At 57.6% G+C, this 17,961-nt stretch carries 20 protein-coding genes and 1 pseudogene; 17 read left to right on the forward strand and 4 right to left on the reverse strand.

The window, feature by feature from the left end:
* The first annotated feature begins 216 nt into the window (after positions 1-216).
* The 5 genes from CCGE525_RS26530 (at position 217) to CCGE525_RS26550 (ending at position 5,589) form a co-directional block, all read left to right on the forward strand.
* Complete coding sequence (locus CCGE525_RS26530) at positions 217-861, forward strand: GntR family transcriptional regulator (protein WP_120708642.1); 645 nt, start codon at positions 217-219, stop codon at positions 859-861.
* 98 nt (positions 862-959) lie between these two features.
* A complete protein-coding gene (locus CCGE525_RS26535; RefSeq protein WP_120707279.1) occupies positions 960-2,321 on the forward strand; it encodes an aspartate aminotransferase family protein in 1,362 nt (453 codons plus the stop codon).
* The gene (locus CCGE525_RS26540) at positions 2,318-4,030 is read left to right on the forward strand and encodes an acetolactate synthase catalytic subunit (RefSeq protein ID WP_120707280.1); all 1,713 of its coding nucleotides are present in this window, start codon (positions 2,318-2,320) and stop codon (positions 4,028-4,030) included. Before CCGE525_RS26535 ends, CCGE525_RS26540 begins: the two co-directional genes overlap by 4 nt.
* Entirely contained in the window at positions 4,027-4,800 is a 774-nt protein-coding gene (locus tag CCGE525_RS26545; protein ID WP_414131375.1) for an SDR family oxidoreductase, read from the forward strand. The genes CCGE525_RS26540 and CCGE525_RS26545 overlap by 4 nt, the downstream gene beginning before the upstream one ends.
* A 45-nt stretch (positions 4,801-4,845) precedes the next feature.
* Positions 4,846-5,589, forward strand: a complete 744-nt coding sequence (locus tag CCGE525_RS26550) for a winged helix-turn-helix transcriptional regulator (protein ID WP_120707281.1) — start codon at positions 4,846-4,848, stop codon at positions 5,587-5,589.
* A gap of 144 nt (positions 5,590-5,733) precedes the next feature.
* On the opposite strand, the gene CCGE525_RS26560 is transcribed toward CCGE525_RS26550, so the two are convergent.
* The 4 genes and pseudogenes from CCGE525_RS26560 to CCGE525_RS26575 form a co-directional block, all read right to left on the reverse strand.
* A complete protein-coding gene (locus CCGE525_RS26560) occupies positions 5,734-6,012 on the reverse strand; it encodes a BrnA antitoxin family protein (protein WP_120707282.1) in 279 nt (92 codons plus the stop codon).
* Positions 5,996-6,298, reverse strand: a complete 303-nt coding sequence (locus CCGE525_RS26565; protein ID WP_120707283.1) for a BrnT family toxin — start codon at positions 6,296-6,298, stop codon at positions 5,996-5,998. The genes CCGE525_RS26560 and CCGE525_RS26565 overlap by 17 nt, the downstream gene beginning before the upstream one ends.
* A 181-nt stretch (positions 6,299-6,479) precedes the next feature.
* Positions 6,480-6,581: pseudogene (locus CCGE525_RS26570) on the reverse strand (IS6 family transposase); the annotation flags it as partial.
* A 377-nt stretch (positions 6,582-6,958) separates the two neighbouring features.
* The gene (locus CCGE525_RS26575) at positions 6,959-7,312 is read right to left on the reverse strand and encodes a MarR family transcriptional regulator (RefSeq protein WP_120708644.1); all 354 of its coding nucleotides are present in this window, start codon (positions 7,310-7,312) and stop codon (positions 6,959-6,961) included.
* Positions 7,313-7,411: 99 nt separating this feature from the next.
* Between CCGE525_RS26575 and CCGE525_RS26580 the strand changes: the two genes are divergently transcribed.
* The 12 genes from CCGE525_RS26580 (at position 7,412) to virB11 (ending at position 17,573) form a co-directional block, all read left to right on the forward strand.
* Positions 7,412-7,951 (forward strand): hypothetical protein, encoded by a 540-nt coding sequence (locus CCGE525_RS26580; protein ID WP_120707284.1) that lies wholly within the window; start codon positions 7,412-7,414, stop codon positions 7,949-7,951.
* A gap of 3 nt (positions 7,952-7,954) precedes the next feature.
* Positions 7,955-8,626 (forward strand): lysozyme family protein, encoded by a 672-nt coding sequence (locus tag CCGE525_RS26585; protein ID WP_120707285.1) that lies wholly within the window; start codon positions 7,955-7,957, stop codon positions 8,624-8,626.
* Positions 8,623-8,925, forward strand: a complete 303-nt coding sequence (locus tag CCGE525_RS26590) for a TrbC/VirB2 family protein (RefSeq protein WP_120707286.1) — start codon at positions 8,623-8,625, stop codon at positions 8,923-8,925. The genes CCGE525_RS26585 and CCGE525_RS26590 overlap by 4 nt, the downstream gene beginning before the upstream one ends.
* 5 nt (positions 8,926-8,930) lie before the next feature.
* The gene (locus CCGE525_RS26595; RefSeq protein WP_120707287.1) at positions 8,931-9,269 is read left to right on the forward strand and encodes a VirB3 family type IV secretion system protein; all 339 of its coding nucleotides are present in this window, start codon (positions 8,931-8,933) and stop codon (positions 9,267-9,269) included.
* Complete coding sequence (locus tag CCGE525_RS26600; protein ID WP_120707288.1) at positions 9,262-11,628, forward strand: VirB4 family type IV secretion/conjugal transfer ATPase; 2,367 nt, start codon at positions 9,262-9,264, stop codon at positions 11,626-11,628. The genes CCGE525_RS26595 and CCGE525_RS26600 overlap by 8 nt, the downstream gene beginning before the upstream one ends.
* Before the next feature lie 14 nt (positions 11,629-11,642).
* Positions 11,643-12,323 (forward strand): P-type DNA transfer protein VirB5, encoded by a 681-nt coding sequence (gene virB5, locus CCGE525_RS26605; RefSeq protein ID WP_205587518.1) that lies wholly within the window; start codon positions 11,643-11,645, stop codon positions 12,321-12,323.
* Positions 12,320-12,553: an EexN family lipoprotein gene (locus tag CCGE525_RS26610; protein ID WP_120707290.1), complete on the forward strand. Its 234-nt coding sequence runs from the start codon at positions 12,320-12,322 to the stop codon at positions 12,551-12,553. Before virB5 ends, CCGE525_RS26610 begins: the two co-directional genes overlap by 4 nt.
* Positions 12,554-12,556: 3 nt before the next feature.
* Positions 12,557-13,486 carry a TrbL/VirB6 family protein gene (locus CCGE525_RS26615; RefSeq protein ID WP_120707291.1) on the forward strand — a complete coding sequence of 310 codons (930 nt, stop codon included), beginning with the start codon at positions 12,557-12,559 and terminating at the stop codon, positions 13,484-13,486.
* A 326-nt stretch (positions 13,487-13,812) separates the two neighbouring features.
* A complete protein-coding gene (locus tag CCGE525_RS26625; protein ID WP_120707293.1) occupies positions 13,813-14,484 on the forward strand; it encodes a VirB8 family type IV secretion system protein in 672 nt (223 codons plus the stop codon).
* Between the two features lie 14 nt (positions 14,485-14,498).
* Positions 14,499-15,344 carry a P-type conjugative transfer protein VirB9 gene (gene virB9 / locus CCGE525_RS26630; RefSeq protein ID WP_120707294.1) on the forward strand — a complete coding sequence of 282 codons (846 nt, stop codon included), beginning with the start codon at positions 14,499-14,501 and terminating at the stop codon, positions 15,342-15,344.
* A 9-nt stretch (positions 15,345-15,353) separates the two neighbouring features.
* A complete protein-coding gene (virB10, locus tag CCGE525_RS26635) occupies positions 15,354-16,523 on the forward strand; it encodes a type IV secretion system protein VirB10 (protein ID WP_120707295.1) in 1,170 nt (389 codons plus the stop codon).
* Positions 16,524-16,538: 15 nt separating this feature from the next.
* Positions 16,539-17,573, forward strand: a complete 1,035-nt coding sequence (virB11, locus tag CCGE525_RS26640; protein ID WP_120707296.1) for a P-type DNA transfer ATPase VirB11 — start codon at positions 16,539-16,541, stop codon at positions 17,571-17,573.
* Positions 17,574-17,961 lie beyond the last annotated feature (388 nt).

Raw genomic sequence — 17,961 nt, forward strand, 5'->3', positions numbered from 1 at the left:
CTGTTCGCAGCCCATTTTCGCGAACCGAACTTTCCGAAGACGCGAATTTACAAAGATGGTATGACGTTTGATGTCACATAACGTTCGCAACGGCGTCGCTTTTTGTTTTTGTTGCAACAAATTTGCGAAGTTGTCAAAGGAATTTGGAGGAATTGCGTGGAAAAACCACCGGAAGACGAGGGAAGCTACCAGCATCAACCCAACCGATTGGGCGAAATGGCCTATCGCAATATGAAAGAGCGCCTTATCCGCGGGGCTTTTTCGCCCGGTGACAAGCTCACGGTGCGCGCAGTCTCGCAGATGCTGGATGTCAGTTCAACGCCGGCCCGCGATGCCATCAATCGTCTCGTCGTCGATGGAGCGCTGGTTTACTCTGGCCCGAAGACTGTCATCGTGCCGCATTTAAGGCTGTCGGACCTCGAGGAGATCACGCAGATGCGCTTGGCGCTGGAAGGATTGGCTGCGTCTTTGTCTGCCAAGGCGGTCAGCGATGCCGCACTCGCAGAATTAGAGATGATTCAAGCGAAAATTGACGCGGCTTTGGATGAGCGCCGTTATTTTGATGCGCTTTGGCACAACAAGGAGTTTCATTTCACGATCTATCGCCTGACCGGCATGCCCTATCTTTTGCAGACGATCGAGGCTCTTTGGCTGCGAGTTGGGGCATCGTTTAACGGTCTCTATCCTGTATTTGCAGAGACGCGTTATGGCGCGCGCAATCATCGTTCCGCTATCGAAGCGCTCACAGAAAAAGACGCCTCGGCTGTCCGCGCCGCGATTGAAAATGATATTCGAGACGGATTCCGGCAAATGAAAAAGGCCTGCACGGAACGCGATCGGCAGAATCTCTGTCGGCGCTGAAAATTTATGTTGCACTTTCCATGCCTTCATGTTTTTTTGTTGCAACAAAAATGTGAACGGGATGCGAACACGCATCTCTCGATTGGAGAGGGCAAGGCATGCTTCATCAGGATTTACTTTCATTTCGACGGGCGGCGCTCCGCTCGCGCTCGCAATATTTCTTCGAGCGCGGGCAACTCGTGTTTCCCGATGGAACCACTCGTGTCACCGTCGAGCGCGACCCCACGCCAACCTATATCGCCCGCGGTGAGGGCGCCTATCTCATTGACGTTGATGGCAATCGCCTACTTGATCTCAACAACAACTTCACCACGCTGATCCATGGTCACGGCTATCTGCCGATCGCCGACGCGGTTGCGGATCTTTTGCAGCGAGGGACCTGCTTTTCCAATCCGACCGAGCATGAGCTCGGGTTGGCGGAACTGCTTGTCCAACGCATTCCGGCAATCGAGCATATTCGCTTCGTCAATAGTGGCACAGAGGCCGTCATGTTTGCGATCAAGGCGGCGCGTGCCTTCACCGGCCGGTCGCGCATCGCACGTGTCGAAGGTGCCTATCATGGCGCCTATGATTGGGCCGAGGTAAGCCAAAGCGCTGCGCCGGCCTCCTGGGGACCTGATGAGGCGCCGGCGGCGACGACCGCCTACAGGGGCGCACCACAAAGCGTTGCCGAAGAAGTTGATGTGATCCGCTTCAACGACATTGAAGGCCTGGAGCGGCGATTGGCTGTATCAGGCAGGGACCTTGCGTGCATTCTGATCGATCCGATCCCGAGCAGGGCTGGGTTGATCGCACCGGATCCAGCCTTTGTCGAGGCGATTTCCATCCTTTCGCGACAATATGGTTTTCTCGTCGTTGCTGACGAGGTTCTCAACCTGCGGCAAGGGTATCGCGGCGCGTCGGCGCGGTTTGGGCTTGAGCCCGATCTGGTCGCTGCTGGAAAGATCATTGGCGGCGGTTTTCCGGTGGGCGCTGTCGGCGGCCGCATGGAGGTAATGGAGGTCTTCGCAGGCATCGGCGCCAAGCCGGCTCTGCCGCAGGGTGGCACCTTCTCGGCCAATCCAGTGTCGATGGTAGCTGGGCGCGTCGCCATGGAAGCGCTGACGCCGGCAAGCTTTGAGCGACTGGAGGAGATGGGTACACGCGTGCGCAATGGTCTTTGTGCCGCAATCGAGGGCCGTGAGGCGCCTTTTTCTGTGACCGGATCCGCTTCGCTTTTCCGCATCCACCCCAAGCGCCAGGCGCCCCGCGACTATCGGCAAGCCTTCCCGACGTCGGAGCAGAACAGTTGGATGACCAATATGACGCGCCATTTTCGCTCCCTTGACATTCTCCTTCCCTTTGGGGCTGCCGCCTGCCTCTCCACAGCAATGACGAATTCCGATCTCGACCTGATCGTCGAAGCCTTCGGCGATTTCCTTGACACTTATGAAACAGATTTTGATGGGGCAAAGGCATGACTGCGGAGACCTTGGAAACCGTCGCTGAGTGCTTAGCTCGCTCGCTGCTGCGCCATGACGTCACACATATATTTGCGCAGAGCTTGCCGTCAGCGCTCATTCTCGCCGCCGAATCCGCCGGCATTCGTCAGATTGCCTATCGTCAAGAAAACATGGGCGGCGCGATGGCTGACGGTTATGCGCGGCGCTCCGGAAAAATCGGTGTGGTGGCAGCTCAGAATGGACCTGCGGCTACTCTGCTGGTGCCCCCGATGGCTGAGGCGCTGAAGGCAAGCGTTCCGATTGTCGCGCTCGTGCAGGAGGTCGAGCGCGATCAGATGGACCGGAACGCCTTTCAGGAACTCGACCATATCGCCCTCTTCCAATCCTGCACGAAATGGGTGCGCAGGATCATGGTGCCGGAACGGATCGAGGACTATATCGATGCCGCCTTCACCGCAGCCGCCTCCGGTCGGCCCGGACCCGTGGCATTGCTGCTACCCGCCGATTTGTTGCGTTCAGAGCTTGCCGTCAGGTCGCCAGCGCGGTCTCTCAATCTTGGGCATTGGCCCCTTGATCGCTCGTGCCCCGATCGCACGACGCTGCAAACGGCCGCAAATATGATTTCGCACGCCAGAAATCCGGTAGTGATCGCAGGCGGTGGCGTCCTCGGTAGTCATGCTTGCGATGAACTGGCTGTTTTGCAGGAGATGGCAGCGCTTCCTGTCTTGACCACCAATATGGGCAAGGGCGCCGTCGACGAACACCATTCCCTTTCAGCGGGGGTCTTGGGATCGCTTGTTGGTCCGCGCTCACTCGGACGCCATACCGCCGCATTGGTCAATGGTGCCGATCTTGTCATCCTGATCGGAACGCGTACCAACCAGAACGGCACAGATAGCTGGCGACAAATTTCTGCTGGCACGCAGGTAATCCATATCGATGTCGACCCTCAGGAAATCGGCCGCAATTATCAAGCTCTGCGTTTGGTCGGTGATGCCCGAGAGACGCTGCGAGAGCTTATTCATGCGTTGAAGGAATGCGACCTGTCTCAACGCTGGAATCATCGAGCCGCTGTCGTTGCCCGTATTGCCGAATGCTGGCGGCGGTTTGAGGAGGACCGACATCAGTTTGTTCACGCCACGTCATCATCAATTCGCCCCGAACGCATCATGGCGGAATTACAGGCGTCATTGACATCGCAAACCACCATTGTTGCGGACGCGAGCTATTCATCAATGTGGGTCGTTGGTCAGTTGCGCTCGCTTGCCCCCGGAATGCGGTTTCTTACGCCACGTGGACTTGCGGGACTGGGATGGGGGCTGCCGCTTGCGCTGGGCGCAAAGGCTGCACTGCCGGATCAGCCTGTCGTTGCCCTTGTTGGTGACGGTGGGTTCGCGCATAGCTGGGCGGAAATTGAAACAATGGTGCGGTGCAATCTGCCGATCACCATCATCCTTCTCAATAACGGCATCTTAGGCTTCCAGCGGGATGCGGAGACCGTAAAGTTCGGCCGTTTCACATCGGCTTGCCATTTTGCGCCCGTCGATCATGTGCAAATCGCTCAAGCCTGCGGATGCCCAGCAGTCCGCGTCGAGGATCCGCGCGAGCTTAAAGCCCATTTGCAGGTTGGATTGGCAGGGAAGGTACCACTGCTCATCGAGGTTATGACAGACCCACAGGCCCACCCGGCTTTATCTCTGTTTGCCGGTATGGACGAGGCGGCATGATGTCGGAGCCGTCTCGCATCGCGGTAGTGACGGGAGGAACAAGCGGCATTGGACTGGCGACGGCGCGAAAACTGCTGACGGCGGGGCATCGTGTGGCTGTCTTCAGTCATCGCGCCGACGTGGTCGCAGAGGCAAGCGCGTCGCTTTCTGCCGAATTCGACCCCAGTCAGGTTGTGGCCCGTGTCGTCGATCTGGCGAAGCCGGCCGCGATCACTCATTTCTTCGATGAACTCCGGTCCATCTGGGGCATTGCGGATATTCTGGTCTGCAACGCCGGAATATCGCCGAAAGGGCCAAATGGCTCGCGACGGTTCGAAGATGTGGGGTTGGATGAGTGGAACGAAGTGCTGGCGGTGAACTTGACCGGCGCGATGTTGTGCTGCCAGGCGGTGGTCGGTGGTATGCGACAAACAGGTTTCGGACGCATCGTTCTGGTCGGATCGCTTGCGGGGCGTACGCGTCCTCATGTGGCTGGGCCAGCATACACTGCCAGCAAGGCGGGGCTGGCAGGTCTGATGCGTACCCTTGTGGGACCATTTAGTCCTTTTGGGATCACCGTCAATCTGGTGGCGCCCGGCAGAATTTCGACACCTTTGATCGGAGATCCTCATACCCCGACAAATCGAGAAGCCGTCGGGCGCATCCCGGCCGCCCGGCTTGGAACGCCGGAGGAGGTCGCTGCCGTCATCGCATTTTTGGCGTCAATGGATGCCGGTTTCGTTAACGGGGCAATCATCGATGTCAATGGTGGTGAATACGCGCCTGCCTAGGGCGACTGCGCGTCCGGCGCGTTCAGCCGCAAGAACTCCGAAGGGATGAGCGACATGAATTTGGCTGAGTGCAACAGGGTCCTCATTTGGACTGCGGATGCAGAGCTGTTCCTGCCCTTCAGCTATATTCTGAAGATGGAGGGTTTTATGCCGTTACTCGCCTGTAGCGCCAACGACGTGCTGGAATCATGTGCGAACGGTGTGACCCATGCCATTCTCCTGGATTGCGCCGATGAAACCCAAGATGCTGTTTTCCTCTGTCGCGAGGTAAGACGATCTGCTCGCGGTAACGAAGTGCGTTTGATTGCTCTGCTCCGAGACGGAGGGCAGCTGATTCACCTCGCCTTGCTACGAGCCGGTGTCGATGACTGCCTCGTCAGACCGCTTTCACCAGAGAAATTGCTGACGTCGCTCAGACAGGCAAAACCGGGGAAAGTCAAAATGTCAGATGTGGAAATGACCACAATACCAGCAAGCTTTGGATTCGAGATCGATACCGAGGGTCGTCGTGTTCAGTGCAACGGTCAGAATGTCGTTCTATCGCCCATCGAGATCAAGATCCTATCCCACTTGGTCGGGAGAGCGGGGCAACTTTGCAGCCGCTCCGAATTGATCGCATCGGCCTGGCCGCCTACCGCCGAAGTCACGCCGCGGACTGTGGATGTTCACATTGGCCGCTTGCGCAGGGCGCTGGCGGAGCGGCTTGGATACGGTGACGCCATCCGCACCGTCCATGCCGCTGGCTATGTATTAGAACCAAGGGGCTTGCGAAAGGCACCGCGTCTTTGACGGGCATGTCGTCACCGACATGAATTCCGTCATCACAATCGTCAGGATAGTAGCCGTCGAGGTCGACGGTCATGCTCCTGCCCTGATAGGTCACGACGAACGGGCGCCTGTCACGGTCCAGCGCCGGCGTCGATCCCGCGGGCGTCATCGTTGTGGACCCGAAGCGTCGATCTTTTCCGAGAGCCAGATCTTGATGAGCGACTGATAGGGCACGTCGCGCTTGCCCGCCGCGACCTTGATCCGCTCAAGCAGCGCGTTCGGCAGCCGCAGCGAGATCGATGTGGAGGATGGTTTCAGGTTCGGAAGACGCACACGCTCCGCCTTGCTCCAGTCGATATGATCGTCGGAATCCGGGCTCTCCCAGAAGGCGCGTTCTTCCGCTTCCGTCTTGAACTCCGGTACTGGCTTAAGCGTCTTGCTCATAATAGCTCCGCTCCTTGCGGCTCATGTCCCGGGCCGAGATCACCCGTATCTTCGTCTCGTTTTGCCGAAGCGTGAAAGTGATATGCAGCAGCCTCCCATCGTCGGTGCGCCCGAGAGGGTGGATGCGTCGCTCCTCAGCGCTGTGCCTTGCGTCGGGAACCATTAGCAGTGGTTCGTTGAAAAACACCTGCTCCGCTTCGGCCTGGCTGACGTCATGCTTCTCGACACTCTTGCGGGCATTTTCCGCGTCCCAGTCGAAGCCGGTGATCCGTTCCCAATCAATCATTGTTGTATATTTCCATAATATACAACGATTTCAAGGGCGAGACGGCGAAAGGGGAAAGCGTTGGAGAAAAAGAAAGAAAAATCCACTCCCAGACTGGCCGATCCGGCAGCGCTGACGCTTAACCGCGGTCTGACGCGCGATCCCGGCCCGTCGTCCTTCGCAGGGCTGATGCCCCGCTTGGTAGGCCCTGCCTCTTCAGAAGACGCGTCAGCAAACGCTTGGCTGCCTTGGTGTTGCGGGGCGTCTGGACGATCTCGTCGAGCACACAGCCATCCTGATCGACCACTCAGGAGATCGGCGCTGTCTTCGGCAACGTCGCCCCAGCGCCCGGCGGCGAGGAAAACCGAAAGGTCATCCTCAAGGCACGGAAGAGGATGTCCGCATGCGAGGCTGTCATCAGGACGGTGCATACGTCGAGCTACACATTCGATCCGCCGCCCTTTGGCACAAATATGATTGTGAGCTGACACTCCGGCGGCAGCATACCTCCGCAAATTCCGCAGTTAAATGGTGATGCGAGCAGGGGGAGTCGGCCTATGCATCCCCAGACCAGAGACACTCGATCGGAAACGGAGTTACCTACTGCTTGTAACGGTGGGAAAATCAAACTGATTTCTTTGATACGCTTTTGTTGGCTTTTGCGAGGCTTTCCAAGCTCTTCTATTTTGGCTGAAAGCTCCGCAACCTCTCTAAAATCTGCGGGGAAATCTCAAATTGGCGTGCCTTGCCCCGCCCCATCGAATTTTTGACGAATGTCTCCGTGAGCATGCCGCGCGCGAGCAGCGGCTCGATGACTTCGGAGACGCCCATGCGCGTCAGCTTCGTAATTTCCACTATATTTGAGATAGTTAAAGCCTGATGCCCCTGATGCATGATGTAGAGGATACTCATCATGCCGACCTGCTTCAGTCGGGATTGCGGTGTCTCGTCTTCCTTCGGGTTGTCCATGATCTCATGCAGGATGAAGGCTGCGAACGAAAGACTGTGCAATTGCGTGTTAAGAGTGCTTGTCATCGTTTTAACTGCATTGTATACGTTAGTATAAGCGACGACGGAGCCGTGGTGCTTAGTCGCCAAGATCGCGTTATGCCGTCACATCGAGAGGTTCTGCTCATGAAAAGCCTTCTGATTGGAATGGTCTTCGCCACTGCTGGCGGCAGCTTTATATACAGCATTTCAGAGAGTCATGCGCGAGCCGATGACTGGGGATGCCAGGTTATCTTATGCCTTTCCAATCCAGGTGGTGCGACGCAATATTCCGAGTGCCGTCCACCCATCGACAGGCTTTGGGAAGAGCTGGCGGAGGGACATTCCTTTCCAGCCTGCAGCGGTGTCGGCTTCCGTGCCTCCCAACCGGGATACGATCCCTATTATTGCAATGACGGCTATAATCTGACTACGCGATATGGCGACCGCGGGCAGGAGGCGACCTGCGTCTCCACGACGCTTCAAAAGGTCAACGATCGCTTCTGCAGCTCCGATAAGGACAGTGCTCCGGACAATAGCGGGTTGGTGATTTCGGCCCGATGGCGGCGTGATGGTCGGCATCTCGAATGCGTAGCATATCCGACATTGCAACCAAACAGGCGATCGCAACCGCATTATGTCGACGTGACCATCGATGGCGTCGGCAGCCAACGTGTGTGGTATTGACCCATGGCGGTTGCCTTCACCGATCTTGCTGAAACTTGTGCGCCGGCGGTTGCTGTAGAAACCCTAGCGGCCGTCGTCAGTTTGGAGAGCAATTTCCAGCCTTTCGATATCCGCATCAATGCCGATCTGCCGTTTGGCCAGCAGCCGAAGAGCAAGGCGGAGGCTATCGAAGCGACGACAACACTGATGGCCGAGCAGCATCGGGATCTCCAGCTAGGGCTTGGCGGCATCAGGATTGAGGAGCTGCGCAAGCTTGATCTCACAATTTCCGATGCCTTCGATCCGTGCCTAAATCTCAAGGCGACCGCGACGCTGCTCGACGGCTATTACCGTCTCGCCGTCCGGGCAGGTGCTGCGCCAGGGCAAGCCGAACACGTAATGCTGCAGTCCTACTACGGACGTTCCCATCCGTTGGTTGGCGAGATGGCGCAATATGATGAGCAGGTGCGGCGCGAGGCGAAACGGCTTTCGGCAAGATTGGCCTCGCTGGCAATAGCGCAGGCGCCTGATAAGCAGGACGCGCCCGACGCCAGGTCGCTTGCGACCACTTCCGTCCATGATTCCGAGGGGTCGCAGCCGCGCATGGCAAAGACGCCGTCCTGGGATGTGTTCAATGCGGCGCGTCGCTCGTCCGCGCTCGTTTTCCAAAGCGATCAACCGGAGCAGCCTGAATGATAACGAAGATCGACATCCGCGCATTCGCAGCAAGTGCCTTGATGGCCACCGTCTTTTCGGCAGCTATGATAGAGCCGGCCTTCGCCCAGAACCCCGGCGGCATCGAGACGGTGCTGCAGAATATCGTGAACATGCTTACGGGCAATGTGATGAAGCTACTTGCGACGATTGCAATCGCCATCGTCGGGATTGCCTGGATGTTCGGCTACCTGGATTTGCGAAAGGCAGCCTATTGCATTCTCGGTATCGGTGTCGCCTACGGCGCTCCGCAACTTGTCAGCACTCTTGCGGGCGGCTGACGGCGATGACCCAGGTGGCTGCGTTTGAAGAAGATATGCTGTTCCTCGCCTGCACACGCCCGGCAATGATCGCAGGTGTTACCATAGAAGCGATGGGCATCAATGTCATCGTGACGACCATCTTTTATATACTCGCCGGCTCGATCGCCTATGCGTTAGTCGGCGTGGTCTTCCACTTCATCTTCCGCGCACTCGTCAAACACGACCACAACGTGTTTCGCATCCTGATTGCCTGGGTCGAGACGCGCGGCCGCTCGCGCAACGGAGCCTTGTGGGGCGGCACTTCGCCGACGCCATTAAGGCTCATGCGGCGCTACGATGAAAGGGACCTCGCCCATGTCTAACATGTCCCGCCTCAAATCCCGTGAACTCGAGCCGGAAACGTTCATCCCTTATGTCCGACACGTGGACGAGACGGTGATTGCACTCGATTCCCGGGCATTAATAGTGATGATCGCTCTGGAGGGCGTGTCTTTCGAGACGGCCGATGCTTTCGACCTGAACAGCCTGCAGCGCAATCTCAATACGCTCTACCGCAATATTGCCGACGAACGTCTGGCAATCTGGACCCATATCATCCGCCGGCGCGACAACGCTTATCCCGATGGCGAGTTCGCCAATCCCTTTTCGGCAACGGTGAATGACAAATATCGCCAGCGCATGGTGGGCGAGGACCTGTTCCGCAACGATCTATATCTTACCCTGCTCTGGCATCCGGGCCGCGATCCGGCCGAACAGCTCGCAAATCTCCTGTCGCGGCTGCGCAAGGCCAGACGGACAGCGGCCGAGCTCGATGAAGACAGCCTGAAGCATCTGCACGACAAGGTGGCCGGTGTCACCGCGGGACTGCAACGCTTCGCCCCACGGGTGCTGTCCCTCTACGATCGCGACGGCATCCTCTTTTCCGAACCGAGTGAGGTGTTGCATCAGTTGGTCGGCGGCCGTCGCGAACCCGTGCCGTTGACGGAAGGCAGGATCTCCTCGGCGATCTATTCCGATCGGGTCATCGTCGGGCGCGAGACGGTCGAGATCCGCCATGAGGGTTCAAACCGTTATGCCGGCATGTTCGGTTTCAAGGAATATCCAGCGAGGACGCGCGGCGGCATGCTGGATGGCATTCTGACGGCGCCATTCGAGCTGATCCTGACGCAGTCCTTCGCGTTTATGTCCAAAACCGATGCGCGCACAGTCATGGGCCGCAAGCAGAACCAGATGGTCAGTTCCGGTGATAAGGCGGTCTCCCAGATCGAGGAGCTCGATGCCGCCATGGACGAGTTGGAATCAAACCATTTCGTGCTCGGTGAGCACCATCTGACGCTTTGCGTATTCGCATCCTCGGTAAAGGAACTGACTGACAATCTCGCCAAGGCGCGCTCACATCTGACCAATGGTGGGGCTGTCGTGGCACGCGAGGATCTCGGCCTGGAAGCTGCGTGGTGGGCGCAATTGCCAGGCAATTTTCGCTATCGCGCGCGTTCGGGCGCAATCACATCGCGGAATTTCGCCGCCCTCTCACCGTATCATTCCTATCCGCTTGGCCGCAAGGACGGCAATGAATGGGGACCGGCCGTCGCCATGTTGAAGACCGCGTCAGGCTCGCCGTTCTATTTCAACTTCCATTATGGCGACCTCGGCAACACTTTCGTCTGCGGCCCATCCGGCGCCGGCAAGACGGTGCTCGTCAATTTCATGCTGTCACAGCTCGAAAAGCATGATCCGCACATGGTCTTCTTCGACAAAGACCGCGGTTCAGACCTTTTCGTGCGTGCAGCCGGCGGCACCTATCTGCCGCTCAGGAACGGAGTACCGACGAGTTGCGCACCGCTGAAGGCGCTGGAACTGACGCCGCAAAACAAGGTGTTCCTGGCGCGTTGGATTGGCAAGCTTGTCGGATCGGCGGCGCGGCAATTTTCGGTCAGCGAAGTCGGCGACATCGCCTTGGCAATCGAAGGCCTTTCGGACCTTCCGCGAGAACAGCGCTCGATCGGAGCTCTGCGCACATTCCTCAACAATACCGATCCGGAAGGGATCGCAGCTCGATTGCGCCATTGGGAGCGGGGAGGGCCGCTTGGCTGGGTCTTCGACAACGAGACCGACGATATTGGCATTGGTGCCAAGTTCCTCGGCTACGACATGACGGATTTTCTCGACAATGAGGAGATTCGTACCCCGCTGATGGCCTATCTCTTCCACCGTGTCGAGCAATTGATCGATGGCCGCCGCATCATCATCGTCATCGACGAGTTCTGGCGCGCGCTGCAGGATGAAAGCTTCCTTGATCTTGCCCAAAACAAACTCAAGACGATCCGCAAGCAAAACGGATTGATGTTGTTTGCCACACAAAGCCCGCGTGACGCCATCAACTCCCCGATTGCGCATACGATCATCGAACAGTGCCCGACACAGATTTTCCTTCCAAACCCGCGGGGTAACCATGCCGATTACGTCGACGGGTTCAAGCTGACGGAACGCGAATTCGAGCTGATCTCACGCGAGTTGTCGGTCGAAAGCCGGCGGTTCATCGTCAAGCAGGGCCACAACAGTGTCGTCGCAGAGCTCAAACTCAACGGTTTTGACGACGAACTCGCGATCCTTTCCGGGCGGACAGCGAATGTCGAACTTGCCGACGCAATCCGCGACGAACTCGGAGCCGGCCAGGACGACTGGCTGCGGATATTCCAGCAGAGAAGGAGTATAGGCTGATGGTTCAGTGCAAAATGCTCTCCAGGACGGTGGTAGCGCTGTTCCTCTCGGCCCACGCTGCAGGTGCGCAGGGCATCCCGGTGATCGACCAAACCGCGATCGCCAAGCAGATCGAAAGCATCACCCAGCTCAAATCGCAGCTCGATGCATTGAACCAGCAGCTTCAGCAAGCGCAACAGCTTTACGGTTCGCTGAACAAGCTGACCAATATGGCTGATGTTGCCGGCGTCTTGAACGATTCTTCGATCCGAAAAGCACTGCCCCAGGATTTCTCCGCCATCGAAAGCTTGTTCAAAGGGTCCGGCTCGGGTGTGTTCGGCGACGCTGCTTCGAAATTCTTGAGTGACAATTCGACCTACAAGACAACCGCCAACGATTTTTATGCGCAGGAGCTATCGCGACTTCAAAACCGGAATGCCGGGCAGATGAGCCTCGGCCAGCAGATCTATGATGCCGCCACCAAGCGGATCGATGGCATCGATCAGTTGCGCCAGCAAATTTCCTCGGCGAGCGACGCCAAAGACATTGCCGATTTGCAGGCGCGGCTGCAGGCCGAGACGGCCTTTCTCCAGACCGACGTGCTCAGGATGCAAGGCCTGCGCATGGTTCAGCAAGCGCAGGTCCAGGTCGATGAACAGCGCAAGGCTGAGGATTGGCGCAAGCGCATGGATGCGATGGGAGCGGCCCTGCAATGAAATTTCTCGTTCTTTTCACATTCCTCATAGCCTTGGCCAGCTGTGGGAAAAAGGCGGAGCGCGTCTATTCAGTCGAGGAGCTGTCGGCTGATCAACAACTGCTGACAAATCTGATCGCAAAATGCCGTAACAATCCGGGCGAACTTCGAAGCACGCCGAACTGCATGAATGCCGAGGCGGCAGATTGGAAAAGCCGCCTCGAGCGTATGGGCAAGGCCCTCGGAGGCTAACGCATGTATCAGGTCTTTGCCTTCGTCGATGGACAGTTCAAGGCGCCGCTTGAGAGCTTCATATCCTCCGGGACATCGAATATCGCCAGTTGGGTCACCGGTCCGCTTACGGCGGCGTTGACGCTTTATATTATTCTCTATGGCTTCCTCATTCTGCGTGGATCAATCCACGAACCAATCATGGATTTTGCGTTTCGGGCGATGAAGCTCGCTATCATCCTTATGCTGGTTAAGAACGCCAGCGAGTACCAAACCTATGTGACCAACATATTCTTCGACACGCTGCCCAAGGAAATCTCACAGGCACTGAACTCTGGCACGATACCGAGCGCGTCCACCTTCGATAGCCTGCTCGATAAGGGTCAGAAATGTGCAGAGGAGATCTGGAAGCACGCCGTCTGGCCTGTCGACATTGTCACTGGCATTGAAGGAATGCTGGTCATAGTCGCGAGCTTCGTGGTGGCTGCGATCGGTTATATCGTCTCGCTCTATGCGCGACTGGCTCTCGCGATCGTGCTTGCCATTGGACCGATCTTTATCGCGCTTTCCATGTTCCAGGCAACGCGGCGTTTCACCGAGGCTTGGATCGGACAGCTTGCCAATTTCGTGATCCTGCAGGTGCTGGTCGTTGCGATCGGCTCGCTGCTCATAACCTGCATCGACTCTACTTTTGCTGTCATTGAAGGTTATAGCGACGTGCTGATGCGGCCGGTTGCGCTCGGCGCCATCTGCCTTGCCGCTCTCTACGTCTTCTATCAGCTTCCCGGCATTGCTTCCGCACTCGCGGCGGGCGGAGCCTCGCTCACCTATGGCTATGGGGCTGCGCGCGACGCGCACGAAGGCACCCTTGCAAGGAGCGCGACCCATGTCGCACGTGTAGCCGATCGAAGCGTGCGCACCGTCGGCCGTGGCCTCCGCTCAGACAGAGGCTGACCGATACAGAGTTTCAAACAGCGAAGAAATGGCTGGTTTAGTATGCTCCGAATACTTGTACTTCTATGCATCGCATCGGTTTTGAGTACTTGCGCCTCTCGTTCTCATTCCTTGCCCAAATGCGATGGCTATGCGCGCCGGCCACTCAATCGCGCGATGTGGCAATGGGACGGGGATAAGAGATTCTCGCAGCAGAAATTCAGTCCCGCGGCTGGGCCTGCAAGCACGCCGGCGTCTTTTGTCGAAGAGGAGGTGGATATTGCCCCAGCCGCTTTCGCGCATTTCGACCAAACGGATTCATATCGTCCTTGTGCGGGGCAGAACTGATGGTCACCACGGACAGCCTCAAAAGCTATTTCGATAAGGCTCGGCGCTTCGACCAGGACCGCATGATCCAGTTGGAGCGCTCTGCCCGTGTCGCCTGGTTCGTGGCCATTGCCGCGAGCGTTCTGGCCGCAGCGTCGATCTTTGCCGTCGCCGGGCTGACGCCGCTAAAGACGGTCGAACCTTTCGTTGTGAGGGTCGACAATTCGACCGGCATTGTCGATGTCGTCTCCGGGCTCACTTCGACGGCCGGGACCTATGATGAAGCGGTCACCAAATATTTTGCCGCCCGTTATGTCCGAGCCCGCGAGGGTTATGTCTGGAGCGAGGCAGAAGAGAATTTCCGCGCGGTTTCGCTGCTGTCGACCGCCTCGGAACAGACCAGGTTCACCGCCCTTTATCGTGGCAGCAACCCAGATTCTCCGCAAAACGTCTTTGGCCACGGTGCCACGTCGCGCATAAACATTGTTTCTATTTCGCTGATCAATAGCAACGTGGCTTCAGTTCGCTATATGCGCGCCATCACTCGTGGTGATGAGGTCCATACCACCCATTGGGTGGCGACACTCACTTTCTCGTACGTCAACGCTCCAATGTCCTCGACTGATCGATTGGTAAATCCTCTCGGCTTCGTTGTCAGCGAGTATCGATCCGATCCGGAGGCCATCAATTGAAACATCACTGCGCAATGGTTCTGATTATTGCCGCCAGTTCGTGGTCATCGCCCGTCCTCGGGCTTGAGACGCCACGCGGCGCTCCGCAGGACAATCGCATCCGCTTTGTTGACTATCAGCCCTATAACATCACCAAGGTCGTGGGCTCGCTACGCTCGTCCGTTCAAGTCGAGTTTGCCGCAGACGAAGAAATCGCCCATGTGGCGCTTGGAAATACTGTGGCGTGGGAGGTGGCGCCCGCGGGCAATATTCTCTTCTTAAAACCGCGGGAAAACCAACCACTGACAAACATCTCGGTGGTAACCACGCGGCGGGACGGTTCGACGCGCAGCTATCAAATGGAGCTGACAGTTCGGGATGGACCGCTTGCTTCCGGCCAGGACACCTATTTCTACGTCAAATACCGCTATCCTGCCGACGAGGCGGAACGCCGGCGGGAGCAGGCCGCAGCACAAACACAATCGGCGCTGGCGAGCGCGGCCGACAAGGTATTGGCGCTGCATGAGCAATACGGACCGCGCAACTGGCGTTACTCCGCTCAAGGTGCGGCAGCTCTCGAGCCACAGGCGATCTACGACAATGGCAAGATCACAACCTTCACCTTCCGCGGCAATCAGGAAATGCCGGCAATCTACATGGAAAACTCCGATGGGACCGAAAGCCTGGTGCCGAAGTCCGTGGACGGAGATCTGGTGCTCGTCCATGCGATCAGTCGCAAGTTCATCCTTCGGCGGGGAGGAGACGTGCTCTGCGTCTTCAACGAAGCCTACGACCCGGTCGGCATCAATCCGGACACGAACACCACATCGCCTTCGGTCGAACGTGTCTTGAAAGACCAGGCAGCAAATGCCCAGCAATAGGAGGTCACGATGACCGACGAGATCGTAGACCGGATTCCGGGAGAACGTGCCGAGACAGAAGCAAGCCGTGCGGGTGACCGCAATCCGCTCCTTAAGCGCGGCGCCATTGTCGTGGCGATGGTAGCTTTTGTGGGGTTTTCGCTGTGGTCGATGCACGGCCGGCAAAGGGCCGATGTTAGTCAGCCCGATCGTGTCGTTATCCGCCAGACCTCGGATTTCGAACCTGCTAAGGAGGAACCGAAAGCGGCAGCACCTCTTCCGGAAGTGCAACTGCCGACACCTGTGGCGAAGGACCCGGCAATCTCCGCCGAGGATCCCTTGCTCGACTCTGCCCGCCGCGCGCCCGTGATGGCTTACAACGCACCACAGACTTCCACACGGCAGCGTGACAGAGGTTCCCCCGTGGACGCGGGTTCCAACTATCTTCCTTTTTCGGCAAACCCTGGTGGCCTCAACGGGCAAGTGGAAAATGAGGATCAGCGTTTCAACAGGATGTTGACGCCGACGCATCTGGAGGGATCGCGGGCCGGCACGCTCGGCAACCGCGACTTCGTCGTGGCGATGGGCACTTCGATCCCTTGCGTGCTTGAGACCGCACTTGCCTCCGATCAGCCAGGCTTTGCCAGCTGCGTTATCAACCGCGATGTGCTCTCAGACAATGGTCGTGTGGTGCTCATGGAAAAGGGCACCCAAGTCGTCGGCGAATATCGCGGCGGCCTTAATCGTGGCCAGAAGCGCCTCTTCGTACTCTGGAACCGCGCGAAAACGCCGAAAGGCGTTATTATTACACTTGCTTCACCTGCGACCGATGCACTCGGGCGTGCCGGCATGGATGGCTATGTCGACACACATTGGTGGGAGCGCTTCGGCAGCGCCATCCTGCTGTCCATTGTCGGCGATGCCACGACTTATGCCAGCAATCGGCTTCAGGATAGCGATGTGCAGACGCAGAATACCACGACAGCCGGCCAGCAGGCCGCGGCCATCGCGGTGGAGCAGTCGATCAATATCCCGCCAACGCTCATGAAAAATCAGGGCGAGCTTGTGTCGATCTTTGTTGCCCGCGATCTCGATTTCTCCGGCGTTTATAGCCTGCGCATCACCGAACCGCGTGCCCAGATCCTTGATCGAGCGACATTGGCGGATTTTACCCCTCGATCCACATTGGCGACAAAGTAGGAGAAGCAAACGGGTATGGCGGAAGCTTCCCATGTCGGTGTTGTCCGTGAGTTGCTTTCGCCCTTGTCGCAGTTCCTGCAGGACCCCTCGCTCTACGAGATCGTGATCAATAGGCCAGGGGAGGTGCTGACGGAAGGAGCGGGCGGGTGGCAAAGCTACGAGGTGCCAAGCCTCACCTTCGAAAAGCTCATGCGCCTTGCGCGCGCCGTGGCAAGCTATTCCAATCAGGCAATCGACGAGGAGCGTCCGATTCTCTCGGCCACACTTCCCGAGGAGGAGCGGATACAGATCGTAATCCCGCCGGCAACGCTAAGCGGAACGGTGAGCATCACAGTTAGAAAGCCGTCATCGGTGACATTGACACTGGCGGACCTCGATCGTGATGGGCTGTTTTCCGAAGTCGCGTCGACGAATAACCGTGTTGAATCCTCCGACAGGAGGCTGGATGAACTCCGTGAAGCTGGCAAATACGCGGAGTTTCTGCGTGAGGCCGTACTGGCGCGCAAGAACATCATCATCTCGGGTGCAACCGGATCGGGCAAGACCACCTTGTCGAAAGCATTGATCCAGCACATTCCGGAGCATGAGCGGGTCATCTCGATCGAGGATACGCCGGAACTGGTCATCCCCCAGCGCAATCATGTTCGGCTGCTTTATTCGAAGGGAGGTCAGGGGCTGGCGAAAGTCGGCGTGAAGGACCTACTCGAATCTTGCCTGCGGATGCGGCCCGATCGCATCCTTCTGCAGGAATTGCGCGATGGTTCTGCCTTTTACTATATTCGGAACGTCAATTCTGGGCACCCGGGATCAATCACGACGGTGCATGCGGATTCTGCGCAGTTGGCACTTGAACAGTTGACACTGCTGGTCAAGGAATCCGAAGGCGGACATGATCTTGAGCGTGACGATATTCGCGAGCTTCTGAAAATCGCCATAGATATCATCATTCAATGCAAGCGGATCAACGGGCAGTTTCGAGTGAGCGAAATCTATTTCGAGCCTTCTGCGAACCAATCCGAGGGAAGGATTGAAGGCGCTGAGCCGCGGTAACGTTCCTGCCACCGAGATTGAAGATTGCGCCGTCAAACCTCGGTCGGCATCACTTAGGTTGAATCGGCCGGCGGGATCCGAACCTCGTTACCGGGGGGCCGTAGATTCCGTCTCGCCTCTCTCCTACTGCGTGACCAGTTCACCGCTGGCACGGTGCCTGCAAGGCCGACCATACTTGGTAGCACTGGAGGGAAGCGACGTCATTGAGTATTGCTGTCTAAACCGGGCGATGGTCTTTTCGAGGCGAACCTGTGGCCTCTTGATCGGCAACTGTCCTAAGACGCTGCCTGCGCTGAGAAAGCCGAGGGCACCTGCAAGCAGCAGGCTGCGATCCGCGGCGGGACCGATCAAGGGATTTTCGCGCATCTGAAATGCCAGATAATTCCGC

Origin of the sequence: Rhizobium jaguaris (genome assembly GCF_003627755.1) — a bacterium.
Classification (GTDB): domain Bacteria; phylum Pseudomonadota; class Alphaproteobacteria; order Rhizobiales; family Rhizobiaceae; genus Rhizobium; species Rhizobium jaguaris.